15 protein-coding genes and 1 pseudogene are annotated in these 18,411 nt (G+C 41.5%); 10 read left to right on the top strand and 6 right to left on the bottom strand.

The window, feature by feature from the left end:
• Positions 1 to 110: 110 nt before the first annotated feature.
• From M1E93_RS16315 to M1E93_RS16305, 3 genes are all read left to right on the top strand, one after another.
• Positions 111 to 560: a DNA polymerase III subunit chi gene (locus tag M1E93_RS16315; RefSeq protein ID WP_004915959.1), complete on the top strand. Its 450-nt coding sequence runs from the start codon at positions 111 to 113 to the stop codon at positions 558 to 560.
• A gap of 13 nt (positions 561 to 573) precedes the next feature.
• Positions 574 to 3,468 carry a valine--tRNA ligase gene (locus M1E93_RS16310; protein ID WP_004915958.1) on the top strand — a complete coding sequence of 965 codons (2,895 nt, stop codon included), beginning with the start codon at positions 574 to 576 and terminating at the stop codon, positions 3,466 to 3,468.
• A gap of 217 nt (positions 3,469 to 3,685) precedes the next feature.
• Entirely contained in the window at positions 3,686 to 4,186 is a 501-nt protein-coding gene (locus tag M1E93_RS16305) for a GNAT family N-acetyltransferase (RefSeq protein ID WP_004915956.1), read from the top strand.
• Positions 4,187 to 4,261: 75 nt separating this feature from the next.
• On the opposite strand, the gene M1E93_RS16300 is transcribed toward M1E93_RS16305, so the two are convergent.
• The 3 genes from M1E93_RS16300 to M1E93_RS16290 form a co-directional block, all read right to left on the bottom strand.
• Positions 4,262 to 4,660, bottom strand: coding sequence for a MerR family transcriptional regulator (locus tag M1E93_RS16300; protein ID WP_004915954.1), 399 nt, complete (start codon positions 4,658 to 4,660; stop codon positions 4,262 to 4,264).
• Positions 4,661 to 4,921: 261 nt separating this feature from the next.
• Positions 4,922 to 5,275: a helix-turn-helix domain-containing protein gene (locus M1E93_RS16295; protein WP_004915952.1), complete on the bottom strand. Its 354-nt coding sequence runs from the start codon at positions 5,273 to 5,275 to the stop codon at positions 4,922 to 4,924.
• 29 nt (positions 5,276 to 5,304) lie between these two features.
• Positions 5,305 to 5,595 (bottom strand): YdgH/BhsA/McbA-like domain containing protein, encoded by a 291-nt coding sequence (locus tag M1E93_RS16290; RefSeq protein WP_223854648.1) that lies wholly within the window; start codon positions 5,593 to 5,595, stop codon positions 5,305 to 5,307.
• Positions 5,596 to 5,903: 308 nt separating this feature from the next.
• On the opposite strand from M1E93_RS16290, the gene M1E93_RS16285 reads away from it, so the two are divergent.
• The 6 genes from M1E93_RS16285 to M1E93_RS16260 all read left to right on the top strand — a co-directional run bounded on the left by M1E93_RS16285 (position 5,904) and on the right by M1E93_RS16260 (position 14,059).
• The gene (locus M1E93_RS16285; RefSeq protein WP_104873184.1) at positions 5,904 to 7,124 is read left to right on the top strand and encodes an efflux RND transporter periplasmic adaptor subunit; all 1,221 of its coding nucleotides are present in this window, start codon (positions 5,904 to 5,906) and stop codon (positions 7,122 to 7,124) included.
• Entirely contained in the window at positions 7,124 to 10,264 is a 3,141-nt protein-coding gene (locus tag M1E93_RS16280; RefSeq protein WP_004915945.1) for an efflux RND transporter permease subunit, read from the top strand. Before M1E93_RS16285 ends, M1E93_RS16280 begins: the two co-directional genes overlap by 1 nt.
• Positions 10,265 to 10,467: 203 nt before the next feature.
• On the top strand, positions 10,468 to 12,966 hold the full coding sequence (locus M1E93_RS16275; protein ID WP_104873183.1) for a heavy metal translocating P-type ATPase: 2,499 nt from the start codon (positions 10,468 to 10,470) through the stop codon (positions 12,964 to 12,966).
• A gap of 58 nt (positions 12,967 to 13,024) precedes the next feature.
• Entirely contained in the window at positions 13,025 to 13,294 is a 270-nt protein-coding gene (locus M1E93_RS16270; protein ID WP_104873182.1) for a glutaredoxin family protein, read from the top strand.
• A 44-nt stretch (positions 13,295 to 13,338) separates the two neighbouring features.
• Positions 13,339 to 13,800 carry a Cu(I)-responsive transcriptional regulator gene (gene cueR / locus M1E93_RS16265; RefSeq protein ID WP_004915938.1) on the top strand — a complete coding sequence of 154 codons (462 nt, stop codon included), beginning with the start codon at positions 13,339 to 13,341 and terminating at the stop codon, positions 13,798 to 13,800.
• Between the two features lie 61 nt (positions 13,801 to 13,861).
• Positions 13,862 to 14,059 carry a heavy-metal-associated domain-containing protein gene (locus M1E93_RS16260; RefSeq protein ID WP_104873181.1) on the top strand — a complete coding sequence of 66 codons (198 nt, stop codon included), beginning with the start codon at positions 13,862 to 13,864 and terminating at the stop codon, positions 14,057 to 14,059.
• Positions 14,060 to 14,231: 172 nt separating this feature from the next.
• On the opposite strand, the gene rraB is transcribed toward M1E93_RS16260, so the two are convergent.
• A complete protein-coding gene (gene rraB / locus M1E93_RS16255) occupies positions 14,232 to 14,645 on the bottom strand; it encodes a ribonuclease E inhibitor RraB (RefSeq protein WP_060561499.1) in 414 nt (137 codons plus the stop codon).
• 163 nt (positions 14,646 to 14,808) lie between these two features.
• Here rraB and argF point away from each other — a divergent pair, with 163 nt between their 5' ends.
• Positions 14,809 to 15,834, top strand: a complete 1,026-nt coding sequence (gene argF, locus M1E93_RS16250) for an ornithine carbamoyltransferase (RefSeq protein WP_014657351.1) — start codon at positions 14,809 to 14,811, stop codon at positions 15,832 to 15,834.
• Between the two features lie 107 nt (positions 15,835 to 15,941).
• Here the strand turns inward: argF and M1E93_RS16245 are convergent.
• Positions 15,942 to 16,310, bottom strand: a pseudogene (locus M1E93_RS16245) (HAD-IA family hydrolase); the annotation flags it as partial.
• A gap of 111 nt (positions 16,311 to 16,421) precedes the next feature.
• On the bottom strand, positions 16,422 to 18,299 hold the full coding sequence (locus M1E93_RS16240; protein WP_426207021.1) for a metallophosphoesterase: 1,878 nt from the start codon (positions 18,297 to 18,299) through the stop codon (positions 16,422 to 16,424).
• Positions 18,300 to 18,411: the final 112 nt, after the last annotated feature.

Raw genomic sequence — 18,411 nt, 5'->3', positions numbered from 1 at the left:
ATATAGCACTCAAGAGTGCGATACGCTAAAATAGCCCCATCTTCATTTCAGGGTATTGCCTGTCGCAATACCCTTTTTGCATAACATTTTTCTATTCCATAAAGAAAGAGATGAAAAACGCCACCTTTTATTTGCTTGAACAACCATCGCCGCAAGTAGAGTTAGAAGCCCATGAATGGCTTGCTTGCGAACTTGCGGCGCAAATGTGGCGTGATGGTAAGCGTGTTTTAGTCGCGTGTGAAACCGCTGAGCAAGCAGAAAAACTGGATGAGTCACTTTGGCAAAGAGATCCTCATCAGTTCGTGCCTCATAACCTTGCTGGTGAAGGGCCTCGTTATGGCGCACCGATTGAAATTTGCTGGCCGGGGAAACGTGGAAATGCCCAACGCGATATTCTGATCAATCTTCAGAGCCAGTTTGCAGACTTTGCCACTGCATTCCATGAAGTGATAGACTTTGTGCCTATTGATGAAACTTTAAAACAGTTGGCGCGTGAACGGTATAAAATTTACCGCAGCGTCGGCTTCAATTTGACTATGGCGACGCCGCCAACTAACTGAATACGATATAAAAATGGATAAGAAACCAGATAATGCGATTGCCGAGCCTTCGCTCGATAAAACTTATAATCCCGCTGAAATAGAGCAAGCACGCTATGCTCACTGGGAAAAAAGCGGTTATTTCAAACCAAACGGGGATACTAGCAAAGAGAGTTTCTGTGTCGTTATTCCACCACCAAACGTCACAGGTAGCCTGCATATGGGGCATGCTTTCCAGCAAACGATTATGGATACCATGATCCGTTACCAACGCATGCAAGGTAAAAATACGCTGTGGCAAACAGGTACTGACCATGCTGGTATCGCAACCCAAATGGTTGTTGAACGTAAGATCGCGGCTGAAGAGAACAAAACTCGTCACGATTACGGCCGCGATGCGTTTATTGACAAAATTTGGCAATGGAAAGCAGAGTCTGGTGGCACCATTTCACAACAAATGCGCCGTTTAGGTGACTCTGTTGATTGGGAGCGCGAGCGCTTCACAATGGATGAAGGCCTATCAAAAGCCGTTAAAGAAGCCTTCGTTCGTCTTTATAAAGATAACTTAATTTATCGTGGTAAACGCCTCGTTAACTGGGATCCTAAACTCCACACTGCGATTTCTGATTTGGAAGTCGAAAACCGTGAAATCAAAGGCTCCATGTGGCATTTACGCTATCCACTTGCAGATGGTGCAAAAACAGCCGAAGGTAAAGATTATCTGGTTGTCGCAACCACACGCCCAGAAACTATGCTGGGTGATACTGGTGTGGCGGTTAACCCAGAAGATCCCCGTTATAAAGATTTAATTGGTAAAGAAATTATTCTTCCAATCGTCAATCGCCGTATTCCAATTGTCGGTGACGAACACGCCGACATGGAAAAAGGCACTGGCTGCGTGAAAATTACCCCTGCTCATGACTTTAATGACTATGAAGTCGGTAAACGTCATCAGCTCATTATGATCAACATGATGGATTTAGATGGTAATGTCCGTAGTGAAGCAGAAGTCTTTGATACTCACGGTAACCCATCAACCGCATATAGCAGTGAAATCCCAGAAGCTTACCGTGGTATGGAGCGTTTTGCCGCACGTAAAGCGATTGTCGCGGAATTTGAGCAGTTAGGTTTATTGGTTGAAGTTAAGCCGCATGACTTAACAGTGCCTTATGGTGACCGCGGTGGCGTCGTTATCGAGCCAATGCTAACTGACCAATGGTATGTTCGTACTAAGCCGCTAGCAGAAGATGCCATTAAAGCGGTTGAAGATGGTCGTATTCAATTCGTACCTCGCCAATACGAAAATATGTATTACTCTTGGATGCGTGATATCCAAGATTGGTGTATCTCTCGCCAATTGTGGTGGGGTCATCGTATTCCTGCATGGTATGACGACAAAGGTAATGTCTATGTGGGTCGCGATGAAGATGAAGTTCGTCGTGAAAACAACTTGGGGGCAGAGATTGCACTGCGCCAAGACGAAGACGTATTGGATACTTGGTTCTCTTCCGGTTTATGGACCTTCTCAACATTAGGCTGGCCTGAAAATACCGAAGCACTGAAAACGTTCCATCCTACCGATGTGTTGGTCAGTGGTTTCGACATTATTTTCTTCTGGATAGCCCGCATGATCATGATGACCATGCACTTCATTAAAGATGAGAACGGCGTACCGCAAGTACCGTTCAAAACCGTTTATATGACGGGTTTGATCCGTGATGAAGAAGGCCAAAAAATGTCTAAATCCAAAGGGAACGTTATCGACCCTCTGGACATGATCGACGGTATTTCGTTAGAAGATCTGCTTGAGAAACGTACTGGCAATATGATGCAGCCACAATTGGCTGAAAAAATTGCCAAGCGTACTCGCAAAGAGTATCCAAACGGTATTGAAGCACATGGTACTGACGCACTACGCTTTACCTTAGCGGCGCTTGCCTCAACAGGCCGAGATATCAACTGGGATATGAAACGTCTGTCTGGCTACCGCAACTTCTGTAATAAATTATGGAACGCAAGCCGCTTTGTCCTAATGAACACAGAAAATCAAGACTGTGGTCAGAACGGTGGTGAAATGAGCTTCTCTTTGGCTGATCGCTGGATCATGGCTCAGTTCAACCAAACCATCAAAGCGTACCGTGAAGCCCTCGATACCCATCGTTATGATATTGCCGCGGGTATTTTGTATGATTTCACTTGGAACGAATTCTGTGACTGGTACTTGGAGCTATCAAAACCTGCTGTTCACAAAGGTAATGAAGCGCAAGCTCGTGCAGCACGTTTCACGCTGATCGAAGTATTAGAAGCGCTATTACGTTTAGCACACCCTATTATTCCATTTATCACGGAAACTATCTGGCAACGTGTGAAAGTCGTCAAAGGGATTGATGCAGATACCATCATGCTACAACCATTCCCTGAATTTGATGCAGCTAAAGTGGACGAGCAAGCACTAAGTGATTTGGAATGGATCAAAGAAGCTATCATTGCTGTCCGTAATATTCGTGCCGAAATGAATATTTCGCCGGGTAAACCACTAGATGTATTACTGCGTGGTGCTTCTGAAGATGCGAAACGTCGCGTTGCAGAAAACCAAAACTTTATTAAATCCATGGCACGCCTTGCAAGTATCACGGTACTGGCAGACGGTGAAGAAGCGCCAGTTTCTGTGACAAAACTGGTTAGCGGTACTGAGCTATTGATCCCAATGGCAGGCCTGATTGATAAAGATGCCGAGTTAGCGCGTTTGGATAAAGAGTTAGAGAAAGTACTCAAAGAGATTGAGTCTATTGAAAGCAAACTCGCTAATGAAGGTTTTGTCAGCCGTGCACCTGCTGCCGTTGTTGAGAAAGAGCGCGAGCGCCTAGCGGCTAACATTGAAGCTAAAGGTAAGTTAGAAGCACAAAAAGTGACCATTGCGTCGCTATAATCTGCCTCTTTCACACTGACTTAAAACCCTTATTGGTTCGCCAATAGGGGTTTTTTATTAGAACACCTATCTAAATAAGTAAATCAATCCCGAACCCTATACCCACGTTAATTAATCGATTATTATGATACGACTGCGTTCGCAGATCTCAGATTGAAGTTCCCTTCTGGTTCTCTCTCACTGAGTAGTACAAAACAATAAATAAAGAGAGTTTCTCATGACAACAAATACAACAACCCACACTATTCGTTTAATCGAACAAAAAGATAATGCGGGGATTGCCGCGGTTATCCGTGAAGTTTCAGCAGAACATGGCTTAACGGCTGATAAAGGTTTTGCGGTAGCCGATCCTATTTTAGATACGCTCTATGAAGTCTATAGCAAGCCTCGTAGTGCTTACTGGGTCGTTGAAATGGACGGTAAAATTGTCGGTGGTGGTGGCATATCACAATTAGCTGGCGGTGATAATGAAACAGCCGAGCTACAAAAAATGTATCTCTCTTCGGTATTAAGAGGTAAAGGGGTCGCTAAGCAGATTGTACTAATGTCATTAGAGTTTGCTAAAGCACAAGGTTATACACGCTGCTACCTAGAAACAACCGCAGATTTACAAGCAGCCATTAAACTGTATGAGAAATTAGGCTTTGAATTTATCGATGAGCCACTCGGCAATACAGGCCACAGCGATTGTGAAATCCGTATGCTAAAAGCACTGTAATCACAGTCTCCATAAGGATAGCCAAGCTGCTATCCTTATTACCTATATAGATAGAAAATCGTATAACGTTAAAGATCAAATCTCTTTAGATAATAAGTTTTTTATTATCCCACACTTATGATTGCTATTCATTTCATTGCTATGATCTTGTAAGATAATCAATTCTCTTTCGAGCTTTTTCAGCTTTTCGATATTTTCTCTAATATTAAATAGATGTGAGTTAATCACGCCCTCAACGAGCTCACAATCATCACTATTATTATCCACCAGATCTAATAGTTTTTTTATTTCACGATGAGACATATTAAGACTACGGCAATTTTTTATAAAACGGAGTCGTTCAATATGGTTTTCACTGTAACTGCGATAGTTATTATCATTTCTATTCGGAGGAACGATTAGGCCCTCTTTTTCATAAAACCGTATTGTCTCTCTTGGAATATTGAATAATTTTGATACTTCACCTATTTTCATATTCTTCCACCTAAAAACAGAGATAGGTTATTTTAAATTTTCAATAATGCTAATCCTTACCATTATTGTAAGGTCAAGAAAAACGATGATTTGATTATTTTTCTTATTTAATTTTTTTATTTCAACAAATTAAAAGTAAAACCATCAAAGGTTAACCTATTCAGCTAGCCGCTAGACCAACAATTTTTAGTTTATTGCATTATCTAGCTGGCTAGCTAGGCTTAATACTTTATGACACGATTGTTATCAAAATACGCTATACTACGCATGGTACCTGAGTGCGGTTTCTCTCCTATATTTAGCAGGGGTTACTTTCAATTTACGCTTAAAAGCTCTTGTTAACCCTTGCTGTCCATCAAAACCGTATCTAAAAGCAATATCAATAATCTTGTCATTTGTCTGTTTCAAATCAGATGACACCTTTAATAGCCTATTAATTAAAAGATATTGCCCTAAGCTGACGCCCACGGTATTTTTAAAAATACGTTGAAAATACCATTTTGAATAGCCAGCCCTATGAGAGATTTCCGCAATATTCAGTGGCTTATCCACATTCATATCAATCCATAAAAGAATATCTTGTATCACATTTTCTCTAATGGTGTGATGACTCATCGCTCATCTCCTTATAAAATCAAAGGATTTTATTGATAAAATATAACATGTCCTCGGAGTTTAGTTTCGCCACTTGCTCCAACAATTTTATAACTACTCGCCCCTATCTTTTTTGCCGTTTCCTGAGCTTGCGTTTCTATTGATGATAAACTCGCATCACCAATAAATGTGGCTGAGCTGAGTATTTTTTTATGCGTATCTACAGATAAATAATTCTCAGTAACCTTACTTGATGCCTGTTGAGAATATGTTTGATTATTTGCAGCGACGCCTTGATAACTAACTAGGCTTAATACAAATAAAGCGATAATCTTTTTCATCATTAATCCTTATTTATGTCCGTGTTTTAATTAATGATGAATATTAAAAACCTTAAAGTAGATACAAGGTCAATAACTTATTTGGCTTTTGCAAACTTATTTTTATATCTATCTCTAAGATAACCTTATTGAGAGTATTCAATTTATTTAATTAAAAATAAACGTAAACACTGTCCTTCAATATATTCCCACACCTGCTTGCATTAAAACTGTTGACCTTACAACTACTGTAACCTTTACCCTTACACAACATTGGTTATTCAACATTAAAGCTAACAATGAAATCAATTAATTAGGTAAAGTTTATTATGAAGATGAAAATCGGAATATATGCGACATTTGTTGTGGCTATGGGGATAAGCGGCCTCGCTATCGCACAAGATGCTAATAATGATAATAAACCCGAAACGACAAGTTCTACGATACTCCCTAAAGTGCCTGTCGCGGAAGTGATCCAACGGGAAATGACTCCTTTTTCTGAATTTACAGGCTACTTAGCTTCACCCAAAACGGTTGATTTACGCTCTCGCGTGGGTGGACGGATTAATTCTGTAGACGTTCCTGAAGGGCAACTGGTTAAAAAAGGCGATTTACTCTTCCAAATCGACCCTCATCCATTTCAAATCGCCTTGCTTGAGGCTGAGGGAAAATTAAGCCAAGCAGAAGCCTTAGCGGCTCAAGCTAGTAGAAATTACCAACGCCTCAAAGGATTAGTAAATAAAGGTGCCGTTTCGCGGAAAGATTATGATGATGCCTTATCCACGCTGACCGCAAATAATGCACAAGTAAAATCAGCAAAAGCCGCGGTAGAATCCGCCAAACTCAATTTATCTTATACGCAAATTCGTTCCCCTATTGCAGGCCGAGTCGATAGAGCCTTTATTACTGAAGGGAACCTAGTGACTGGTGGAGACACCAGTAGTGCAACACGTTTAACTACGATTGTTTCAATTGACCCAATATATGCTTATTTTGATATTGATGAAGCCACTTTTCATCAATTAGCGGGGTTACAATCATCAACAATAAGCAATACTAAGGCCACATTACCGCCCGTTACCATACAATTACCGAATGAAAAAAGTACCCACTATTTAGGAAGCCTGAATTTTGTTGGTAACCAAATAGAGCGGACAACAGGCACAGTAAAAGTGCGCGCCGTCGTTGCTAACAAAGAGGGGAAACTGATTCCCGGCGCTTTTATTCGTGCACAACTTCCTACCGGCCCTAAAAAAACCACCATTTTAATTGATGACCAAGCAATCGGCTCTAATCAAGGGCAAAACTATGTCTTGGTTCTTGATAACAATAACCAAGCTGAATATCGCCCTGTCCAGTTAGGTGCCCTAGTTGATGGCCTTAGAGTGATCAATGAGGGTTTAACTGCGGGTGAAAAGGTCATTATTAAAGGCCTTGTTAGACCGGGTATGGCGGTGATGCCTGAATACACCTCAATGGATCCTTCATCAACAAAAGAGCCTCACCAAACTCAACATCAACCTTCAGATGAAATAGAGGAAAACAGATAATGAATTTTCCCCGTTTCTTTATACAGCGCCCTATCTTTGCCATGGTCTTATCAATATTTATATTGATAGCAGGGATTTTGAGCTTTTATAAATTGCCCCTAAGCGAATATCCATCCGTGACTCCCCCTACGGTTCAGGTTATCGCCAGTTATCCAGGTGCAACACCCAAGGTGATCGCTGATACGGTGGCCTCCCCCATCGAACAAGCGGTTAATGGGGTAGAAGGCATGCTCTATATGAGCTCGCAAATGTCGACCGATGGAAAAATGGTACTGACCATCTCTTTTAGGCAAGATGTCGACCCCGATATTGCACAAATTCAAGTGCAAAACTTAGTTTCGCGCGTCATTCCTCGCTTGCCTCAAGAAGTTCAACAAATTGGCGTCACAACGGAAAAAACGTCACCGGATGTCCTAATGGTCGTCCATATGTACTCACCCAATAATGTCTATGACCCACTGTTTGTCTCTAATTACGCTTTACTCAATGTGCGTGATGAAATTGCTAGATTACCCGGTGTTGCCAGCGCATTAGTTTGGGGGGAAGGTGAATATGCGATGCGAGCATGGATTGATCCCACAAAAGTCGCATCATTAGGCTTAACGGCAAATGATATCGTTACGGCTATTCGCGAACAAAATATTCAAGTCGCTACAGGTTCGATTGGGCAGCAGCCGAACTCAACGTCCTCATTTCAAATCAGCGTCAATGCACTTGGTCGACTCACAACCGAAGAGCAATTTGGCAATATTATTATTCAAACAGGCGAAGATGGGCAGTCGACCTATTTAAAAGATGTCGCTCGATTAGAGCTAGGTGCCGATAATTATTCACTTCGCAGCTTACTGAATGGGCAAAACGCGGTTGGCTTACAGATTGTCATGAGCCCCGGAGCAAATGCGTTGGAAGTGGCAGAGTCGGTACGAGAAACCATGGCTCGTTTACAGGCTAACTTTATCGAAGGGATCGACTATAAAATTGCCTACGATCCAACCATTTTTGTCAGCGCCTCACTAAAATCGGTCGCTATCACCTTACTTGAAGCCACCATATTAGTGGTTATTGTCGTGGTGCTCTTTTTACAAAGTTGGCGAGCATCAATCATTCCGTTAGTAGCTGTTCCCGTATCACTCGTGGGAACATTTGCCTTTATGTACCTATTCGGCTTTTCTCTCAATACACTATCGCTATTCGGTTTAGTTATCTCAATAGGGATAGTGGTGGATGACGCGATAGTCGTCGTTGAAAACGTTGAAAGGCATATCACGGAAGGATTAACACCAAAAGAAGCCGCCTTTAAAGCGATGGAAGAGGTCACAGGCCCTATTATTGCTATTACATCAGTATTAGCGGCTGTTTTTATTCCAACCGCATTTTTATCCGGTTTACAAGGTGAGTTTTATCGACAATTTTCATTAACGATCGTGATTTCAACGATTATTTCTGCGATTAACTCATTGACCTTATCTCCTGCTCTCAGTGCTATCTTACTGAAGCCCCATGATAAAAATAGCAAACCAGACTGGTTGACTCGCATTATCAATGCGATATTTAGTCGCTTTTTCGCTAAATTTAATCTCTTTTTCAATGCATTATCCAACAAATACGTTCAGATTGTACGCCGCTGCATACGAGGAAGTTTAATTATTCTTGTGCTATATCTTGGCTTTGTTGGGCTAACCGCACTCGGGTTTAAAGTGGTTCCTAATGGCTTTGTTCCTGCACAGGATAAATATTACTTAATTGGCGTCGCGCAATTGCCTTCGGGTGCTTCTCTCGATAGAACAGAAGCGGTTGTGAAAGAGATGTCACGCCTCGCACTGATGGAGCCTGGTGTTGAAAACGTGGTAGCGTTCCCTGGCCTCTCTGTAAATGGCCCTGTTAACTTACCGAATTCAGCACTCATGTTTGCAATGCTCAAACCGTTTGATGAGCGTACTGATCCTTCACTATCAGCAAATGCCATCGCCGAACGCCTAATGGGTAAATTTAGTCAAATACCGGATGGTTTTGTTGGCATATTCCCTCCACCTCCGGTTCCCGGCTTGGGTTCGATGGGGGGCTTTAAGGTACAAATAGAAGATAGGGCTGATCTTGGCTTTGATGCGTTAGCGCAAGTGCAAGAGCAAGTGTTGATGAAAGCAATGCAAGCTCCCGAATTAACTGGCATGATGGCAAGTTTCCAGACCAATTCGCCACAAATCGATGTGGATATTGATCGCGAAAAAGCCAAAGCGCAAGGTGTTACGCTCACCGATATCTTTGATGCATTACAGATTAATTTGGGATCACTCTACGTCAATGATTTCAATCGTTTTGGTCGAACCTATCGCGTCATTGTGCAAGCAGATACACCTTTTAGAATGGATCCTAAAGATATTGAACTCATCAAGGTACGTAATAAGCATGGGGAGATGATCCCTCTGAGTAGCTTAGTGACGATTACCCGTACAAATGGCCCTGATCGCGTGATCCACTATAACGGTTACCCTTCTGTCGATATCACCGGCAACGCGGCTCCTGGCTTTACTTCAGGACAAGCCACTGATGCGATGGAGAAGATCTTACGTGAAACATTGCCCGAAGGCATGAGCTTTGAATGGACAGATCTAACCTATCAAGAGCAGTTAGCGGGTAATTCAGCACTCTATATTTTCCCATTAGCAGTGCTATTTGCTTTCTTGATCTTGGCTGCTCAATATAACAGTTGGTCATTACCATTCTCTGTACTATTAATCGCGCCAATGGCTCTACTTTCTGCTATTGCCGGCGTATGGTTGCTCAATGGAGATAATAATATCTTCACACAAATCGCTTTCATTGTACTGGTCGGCCTTGCTGCAAAAAATGCGATTTTGATTGTTGAATTTGCGATCGCCCAAGAGAAACAAGGAAAAGATCCTTTAGCCGCCGTATCAGAAGCCGCTCATCTACGATTACGCCCTATTTTGATGACATCCTTTGCCTTTATTGCTGGCGTGATCCCGCTTGTTTTAGCGACGGGAGCGGGTTCAGAGATGAGACAAGCCGTGGGGGTTGCGGTGTTCTTCGGCATGCTAGGTGTAACGCTATTTGGTTTACTATTAACCCCTGTTTTCTACATGATGATACGTAAATTAGCGGGTAAAAAATCCCCATAATCGACCTCAAAAACAGTTCGCTAAACAACGATAGTTTAGCGAACTCATAATACAAACCTATTATATTGCATATAAAACAAAGAGATAGTTACATTTGACTGTGGCTATCTCTTTTTTGAACATAATAATAAAAAAAATGCTTGACCTTCCCCTTAAGGTAAACGTTAGGCTTTACGCATGATGATACTTAAGAGGGTAAATCAATGACTACGAATCTATCTCAATCTTCAGCCAATAGGCTGAGTTTACCAGTCGAAGGAATGACCTGTGCATCCTGTGTAGGCCGTGTCGAACGTGCCTTAAAAGCGGTCGATAATATTGATACCGCCGTCGTGAACTTAGCAACTGAACGTGCAGACATTACATTTAAAGAGCATGTTGATGTAGACGCCGCGATCCGTGCGATTGAAAGTTCAGGCTATAAAGTCAGAGAAGAAATCACAGAATTAGCCATTGAAGAGATGACGTGTGCATCTTGTGTTGGTCGTGTTGAAAAAGCACTTACTCAAATACCCGGTGTTATTGAAGCGAGTGTCAATTTAGCCACCGAGCGCGCTCGCATTCGCCATTTGTCTGGAGCCGTCACTGTCGCTGACTTAGAAGCTGCCGTTGTTCAAGCCGGTTATAAGCCTCGTCGCTTATCCGATGCCAGCACCAATGTGAATGAGCAAGCGGATGAACGTCGTGAACAAGAGGAGCGTTCACTGCGCCGTTCACTATTTACTGCCGCAATATTTACGCTACCAGTATTTATTATTGAAATGGGCTCTCACTTTATTCCGGGTATTCATCATTGGGTTGCAAATACTCTCGGTCAGCAACTCAATTGGTATATCCAATTTGTGTTAGCCACTCTCGTTTTATTCGGCCCAGGCTTGCGCTTTTTCCAAAAAGGGGTTCCCGCGTTGCTGCGTGCTGCACCGGATATGAACTCACTGGTTGCAGTCGGTACGGCAGCCGCTTACGGCTATTCAGTTGTTGCCACCTTTATGCCACAAATTCTGCCCGTTGGCACTGCGAATGTGTATTTCGAAGCCGCGGTCGTTATCGTGACATTAATTCTGCTTGGTCGCACATTGGAGGCGCGAGCAAAAGGGAAGACGTCTCAAGCCATTAAACGCCTTGTTGGCTTACAAGCCAAAACAGCACGAGTGGAACGTGATGGCAAAATGATCGAAATTCCACTCGATGAAGTCGCCACCGACGACATTGTTTTCGTTCGTCCGGGTGAAAAAATTCCTGTTGATGGTGTTGTTATCGAAGGGGCTTCTTATGTCGATGAAAGCATGATCACCGGTGAACCGGTTCCTGTCTCAAAAGAAATAGGCTCTGAGGTTGTCGGCGGTACTATCAATAAAACAGGGGCATTCAGTTTCCGTGTGACCCAAATTGGTTCAAACACCGTATTAGCACAAATTATTCGCTTAGTTGAAGAAGCGCAAGGATCCAAACTACCAATCCAAGCATTAGTGGATAAAGTCACGATGTGGTTTGTGCCAGCGGTCATGGCAGGTGCAGTTATCACTTTCTTTATTTGGTTGATTTTTGGCCCAGATCCTGCGCTCACCTTTGCTCTGATCAACGCCGTTGCGGTATTGATTATTGCATGTCCGTGTGCGATGGGCCTTGCGACACCAACATCTATTATGGTCGGTACTGGTCGTGCAGCGGAATTAGGTGTTCTTTTCCGTAAAGGTGAAGCCTTACAAGCTCTGCGTGATGTCAGTGTCGTCGCTCTGGATAAAACCGGTACGTTAACAAAAGGTCGCCCTGAATTAACCGATCTCGTTCCAGCAGAAGGATTTGAATATGATGAAGTTTTAGCCTTAGTTGCTGCGATTGAAACCCGCTCCGAGCATCCGATAGCCGAAGCCATTGTGGCTGCCGCAAAAGAAAAAGGGATTTCATTTGCCGCAATCGAAGAGTTTGAAGCCGTACCTGGGTTTGGTGTTTCAGCGAAAGTAGGAGGCCGTTCAATTTCTGTCGGGGCTGATCGCTTTATGAAACAACTCGGCTTAGAAGTGAGCCATTTCCAACCAACCGCATTACGTTTAGGCGAACAAGGCAAAAGCCCGCTGTATGCGGCAATTGATGGGCGTTTAGCAGCAATTATTGCCGTTGCTGACCCAATAAAAGAGACCACCCCAGAAGCGATTAAAGCCTTACATTCATTAGGCTTAAAAGTGGCGATGATCACCGGTGATAATGCGGCAACGGCTGCTGCAATCGCTAAGCAACTCGGTATTGATGAAGTGGCTGCCGAAGTACTGCCTGACGGTAAAGTCGCAGCACTAAAACAGTTCCGTAGTAATGGCAATAAAGTCGCCTTTGTGGGGGATGGTATTAACGATGCTCCTGCACTTGCCGAAGCCGATGTTGGGTTGGCTATCGGTACGGGAACAGACGTCGCCATTGAAGCGGCAGATGTGGTCTTGATGTCAGGTGACTTGCGTGGTGTTGTCGATGCAATTGCCTTAAGCCAAGCGACTATCCGTAATATAAAACAAAACCTATTTTGGGCGTTCGCTTATAACGCGCTCTTGATCCCAGTAGCAGCAGGCTTACTGTACCCAATTAATGGCACTTTGCTTTCACCGATTTTAGCGGCGGCGGCAATGGCTCTTTCTAGCGTCTTTGTATTAGGTAACGCCTTACGTCTTAAACGCTTCCAAGCACCGATGAAAGAAGGCATCACTCAATAAACAATCGACAAGCCAGGCCTTGCTCAGGTCTGGCTATACCAATCGAAAGGAGAACATGATGGCGCTGACATCTCAACCTAAAATTACAATTTACACCACCCCCACCTGCCCCGATTGCCAATTGCTCAAAGAGTGGTTGGTTAAAGAACAACTTACATTTGACGAGCGGGATCTGACCGACCCACAAATTATGGCCGAGGCGAAGGCGCGTACTGGTGTACGCGTCGCGCCAATTACCCTAATTGGAAAACATCTATTTTACGGCACTTTTGCCTCACAAAAACCAAACATTATTGCCGCTCTTAAACGGGCAAAAGAGAAGTCATAAGCACCTTGTTTCAAGGGGTATCATACTGTTGGAGAGGTAAAATTATGAATATTGGTCAAGCAGCCAAACTTTCTGGTATCTCAGCAAAAATGATCCGTTATTATGAACAAACAGGTTTGCTCCCCAAGGCTAAGCGTACCGATGCAGGATACCGTTATTACAATCAATCCGATGTCGATAGCTTTAATCTTATCCGCCGCGCTCGAGCACTCGGTTTTTCCACTGAACAAATTTCTGTTTTACTGTACTTATGGCGGGATAGAGAACGCACTAGCGCCGATGTTAAGGCGATGGCACTCACCCATCTTTCCGAGCTAAAAAGAAAAATCAATGAACTACAAGCTATCGCTAAAACATTAGAAACACTGACTCAACATTGCCATGGCGACAGTAAACCTGATTGTCCGATCATTGAAAATTTAGTGAACCCAACAAAGCGCGATGAGACGCCGCCAGCTAAAAATCGTCGATTCGATAATTTCTCAATGCGTATGGTAAAAAATTGATTGACCTTCCAATAGGGGGAAGCTTTATATTGATTAACGTATTGATAATAGGAGTGTAAAAATGATTAATTTAACTATCCCAAAAATGGCTTGTGATGGCTGCGCGAAATCAATCAAAAAAGTGGTATTAGATATTGATGCGCAAGCACAGGTTGAAGCAGACCCTGCGACGAAAAAAGTGCAGATCAACAGCCGTATTGATGAAAGTATTTTCCGTACCGCACTCAGTACAGCAGGGTACCCAACAGATCCAGCTTAAGAAAGGTTTATTGATAGCTGGCTGACTAAGATAGATATGCCATGTTAGCCAGTTATTTAGGATATGGATTGAATCGTTAACTATTTTTCGGTCATCATGTGCCTGCTTTGTTGTTAGGATCAACATATCAAAAGCAGGCAATTACACGGTTTAAATTACAGCCTTTGCCGAATTAATGGAAACGTTCTCCATCTTCTTCGCCGTCTTCGTCTTCGTCATCATATTCAGCATCAGGGTCTTCAAAGTAAGTTCCCCAACCATCATAGTTGATACCTAATTTTTCAGCTAACTTCATCAACTGTTCAACTTGCGCATCGATCAACTCTGCATTAAGTGCACTTTCGCTGATCACATCACAACACATTAGCGTCACACCATTTTCGACTTCCAGCTCTTCCGCATCAGTGACTTCATAACCTAATTTAAAGGCTTCTACTGCTGCTTTTTCTAGTAGTTCAAAATTGTCTGCTGAGAAATGGTGTTCAATTGCATACAATGCATCAGGATCACTGCCATCTTCCAGTAACTCTTCAATAATTAGACGCGTTTCTTCGTATTGTGCCTCTAACTCAGCTTTATCCACCATATCCACACCTCTTTTTTCATTATCGCTAGTCTCTAGGCCATTCTCCCATAGGGCTGCCAGTGACACCATACCTGAATGAATAATTTCTTTTCTATTGGGGGTTGATTTTGAATTTTTATGAATATAAATTGAATATTAATTCAAATAAAAAAGGCTGAATTTTATGAACCCCTTCTATAAAAAGCATTTTCTTAGGTTACTTGATTTTACACCTAACGAAATTCATTCATTATTGAAACTGTCAGCATGGCTAAAAGCACAGAAGAAAGCTGGCCTCGAAAAACCGCTACTCGCGGGTAAAAATATTGCCCTTATCTTTGAAAAAGACTCTACACGCACACGCTGCGCCTTTGAAGTTGGAGCGTTTGATCAAGGAGCTAGAGTGACTTACCTTGGCCCTTCCGGTAGTCAAATCGGGCATAAAGAGACCATGAAAGATACCGCGAGAGTGCTTGGTCGGATGTATGATGGTATTCAATATCGGGGGTTTAGTCAGTCAACGGTTGAAACCTTAGCAACACATTCGGGAGTGCCTGTATGGAATGGATTAACGAATGAATTCCATCCCACACAGTTATTAGCCGACTTACTCACTATCCGAGAACATCAACCGAACAAGCCTCTATCCGAAATTAAATTTGCTTATTTAGGCGATGCGCGTAACAACATGGGGAACTCCATGCTAGAAGCCGCCGCACTGACGGGGATGGACGTACGTTTAGTTGCACCAAAAAGTTGCTGGCCGGAAGCTGAATTAGTTGAAATTTGCCAAAAAGCGGCACTGAAAACGGGAGGGAAAATCACGCTCACTGAGGATGTCGCTGAAGGGGTCAAAGGTGCAGATTTCCTGTATACCGACGTTTGGGTGTCAATGGGTGAAGCAAAAGCAGTCTGGGCTGAACGAATTCATTTACTTAAGCCATATCAAGTGAATATGGATGTCATTAAGCTCACTGGTAACCCAGATGTCAAATTCCTACATTGTTTACCTGCATTTCATAATGAAGATACTACCCTTGGCGCACAACTCGCTAAAGAGTTTGATATGTGGGGAGGTTTGGAAGTCACGGAAGAGGTTTTTGAATCCCCTTACAGCATTGTGTTCGATGAAGCAGAAAACCGTTTACACACAATCAAAGCGGTAATGGTTGCAACATTAGCACCTGAATTACCTCGTGGTGTTATTTAATTGAGTGGCTTAGGTCGGTGGTGCCTACTCATAAAAGTTGAGGTAATAGGCACCACAATATCGCACAGACTCGAACTCAGCCTAATTGAAATCGGCGATACGGTGACTTAAGGTCTTTCGCCATTAGCCAGTCGAATATTTATCTTCTCTATAAGATCAGGTAACTCAGCTAATGTCCCTATCACATAATGCGCCCCCGCAGTAAATAATTTATTAGCTGCTTGCTGGCGTAATTGTGTGGTGTCATCGGCTGACATGCTTTGATATTCATCCCATGTTTTACCAAACTCATTACCTGATAAAGCAAGACCAACACTCCACATACCCGCATTACGCCCTTCTTCAATACCCGGTGCCGCATCATCAACCTTAATGCAATGGGCAACTGAATCGATACCCAATTCAATGACATTTTGTAGCGCCATCCATAAGCCAAGGCGACCACCCGCCGCTAAATCATCACTCGCAATCCAATAGTATCCGACCGAACGGCAACCAAAAACTTTAAATACAGGTAAGCTGTAACGGTCAACTAAAAATGGAGACTACCTTAGCCATTCTCAACGACCTAAAATAGTCTCCAAATGTCACTTGCTTATTTTTATTTGGTAAGTCATCCACTTTTTATCTTGGCTATTCAACTTCAGTTCATATTGATTATTCCATAAGAACGTCGCTGACTTGTCTGTGTAATGCGGTAATACTAAATGCATTTGTACTGGTAAGTCAGAAATTATGCGATAATTATTTTTAGGTTTAGAATATTCATGGTGTGAGGAAATATATTTACTGAAAATATCAATATTTCTTTCATTTCCAATATCTAAATAAGGGCTATCTTTATTATTTTGAAAAAAAGGCGCATATTTACTAGCAACAATAATAAAGGAATCTTCGTCCGTTATTTCTATACCATTATAACGAATATTAGATATCCTTCCTTTTTTCACCTGTTCATTCCGCTTACCAGACAAGTCGTATAACGGCTGATTGCTAATATTTACATCATATGTCAACCCTATTATTGGGTAAAATAGAAAACTATGAAACTGATTATTTATCAAAGGAGTAGAGTCACCATCAGGGGAGTTGTATATATTCGAGCTCATTTCTAACCATTCAATTATCTGCTGTTTATTTACTCTTAGGGCGGATAAATAAGCAGGGTAGAAAATTTGATTTAAGTCTCTATTCGTAAGCTTTCTATCCTGTATATCAATGATATAATTATCGTCATTTAATGAAAAAGAAGGTGAAATAGAAACAAGCAGCTTATCATTTTCATTTGTGTAATTTTTCATATAATCATGAATTGAATCAACAAGGAGTGTTGTTAAACTTTCATTTCCTATTAAATTAAAATTATTATCAATTTTAAATTGATCAAGACTGACCTCCTTATCTAAATCTTTTTTTAAGTCTATTTCTGTATCATTTATACATGATAATACACTTTTAATAGTATTTTCCGCAGCAGGCACATCACTTTTTTCTAATTGATAACCTTTACTACTTTTTATAAGCCATTGCCCATTCTTTTTTTCAAGGTTAAAGGTTATTGCAGATACTGACTCCCCCCATTTCCCTGGTTGTGCAGCTGGCTTATCAAATATTTTTCCTGATTCAATATTAATATTTTCATGCGCTATCGTTTTTTTAGAAGGAAATATTTCATGAGTATGACCAAATAAAACACCATCAATATTTGGATTTCTTGCAAGATAATATGCTACATTCTCCATTCCATATTCAATTGGTGATACATCAATCCCTGAATGGGATAAAGCAATTACAAGATCTGCACCATCCTTTCTAGCCTTATCTGCTGCGCTATTGGCAGATTCTAGCATATCAAAAAATATAATTTTATTTTCCAGTTTACTTTTATTAAAAAGCATTGTTTGCGGAGGAACCAAGCCTATGTAAGCAATTTTCAATAAGTGATTTTTACCTACGTCATCGATTACATTTTTTTCTTTTATAATATACTCAGGATAAAGGCTTTCCTGTTTTTCTTTATCAATAACATTACTTAAAACCACAGGAAAGTTTGCACCTGAATAAGACTTCTTTAAAAAATCAACGCCATTATCAAAATCATGATTACCTGGAGTTGCGACATCATAATTTAGGGCATTCAAGCTGCATATAATAGGAGAAATATTATAATAGGCATCATTCTGATTATAACGTTTAATGACATGATTACCGATTGGGTTTCCTGATAAAAGTTCGCCAGTATCAACTAAATAAGTATTTTTATGGTCACGTCTAAACTTTTCAATAGTGCCTATCCATGATATCAAACCATAATTTTCGCTTTTAGTATTACTGTAATAGTTATCATCACTAATAAAAGAATGGATATCTGATGTACTGAGTATATTAACCTCAACTAAATTATCAGCATACGATGATGAGATTAAAACGCTTATTAATAATGAACCAAGAAATATTCTCTTCATATTATTATCTCAAAATTAATTTATTATAATAATTGTTTTGCACTAAACATTAATGTTTATTAAGAACCTATCCCAAAAGGAATTGTCAGATAATACATAATGATAATTTATG

Source organism: Providencia sp. PROV272 (assembly GCF_049901975.1).
GTDB classification, from domain to species: Bacteria; Pseudomonadota; Gammaproteobacteria; order Enterobacterales; family Enterobacteriaceae; genus Providencia; species Providencia stuartii.
This window is presented reverse-complemented; position numbering and strand designations above follow the sequence as displayed.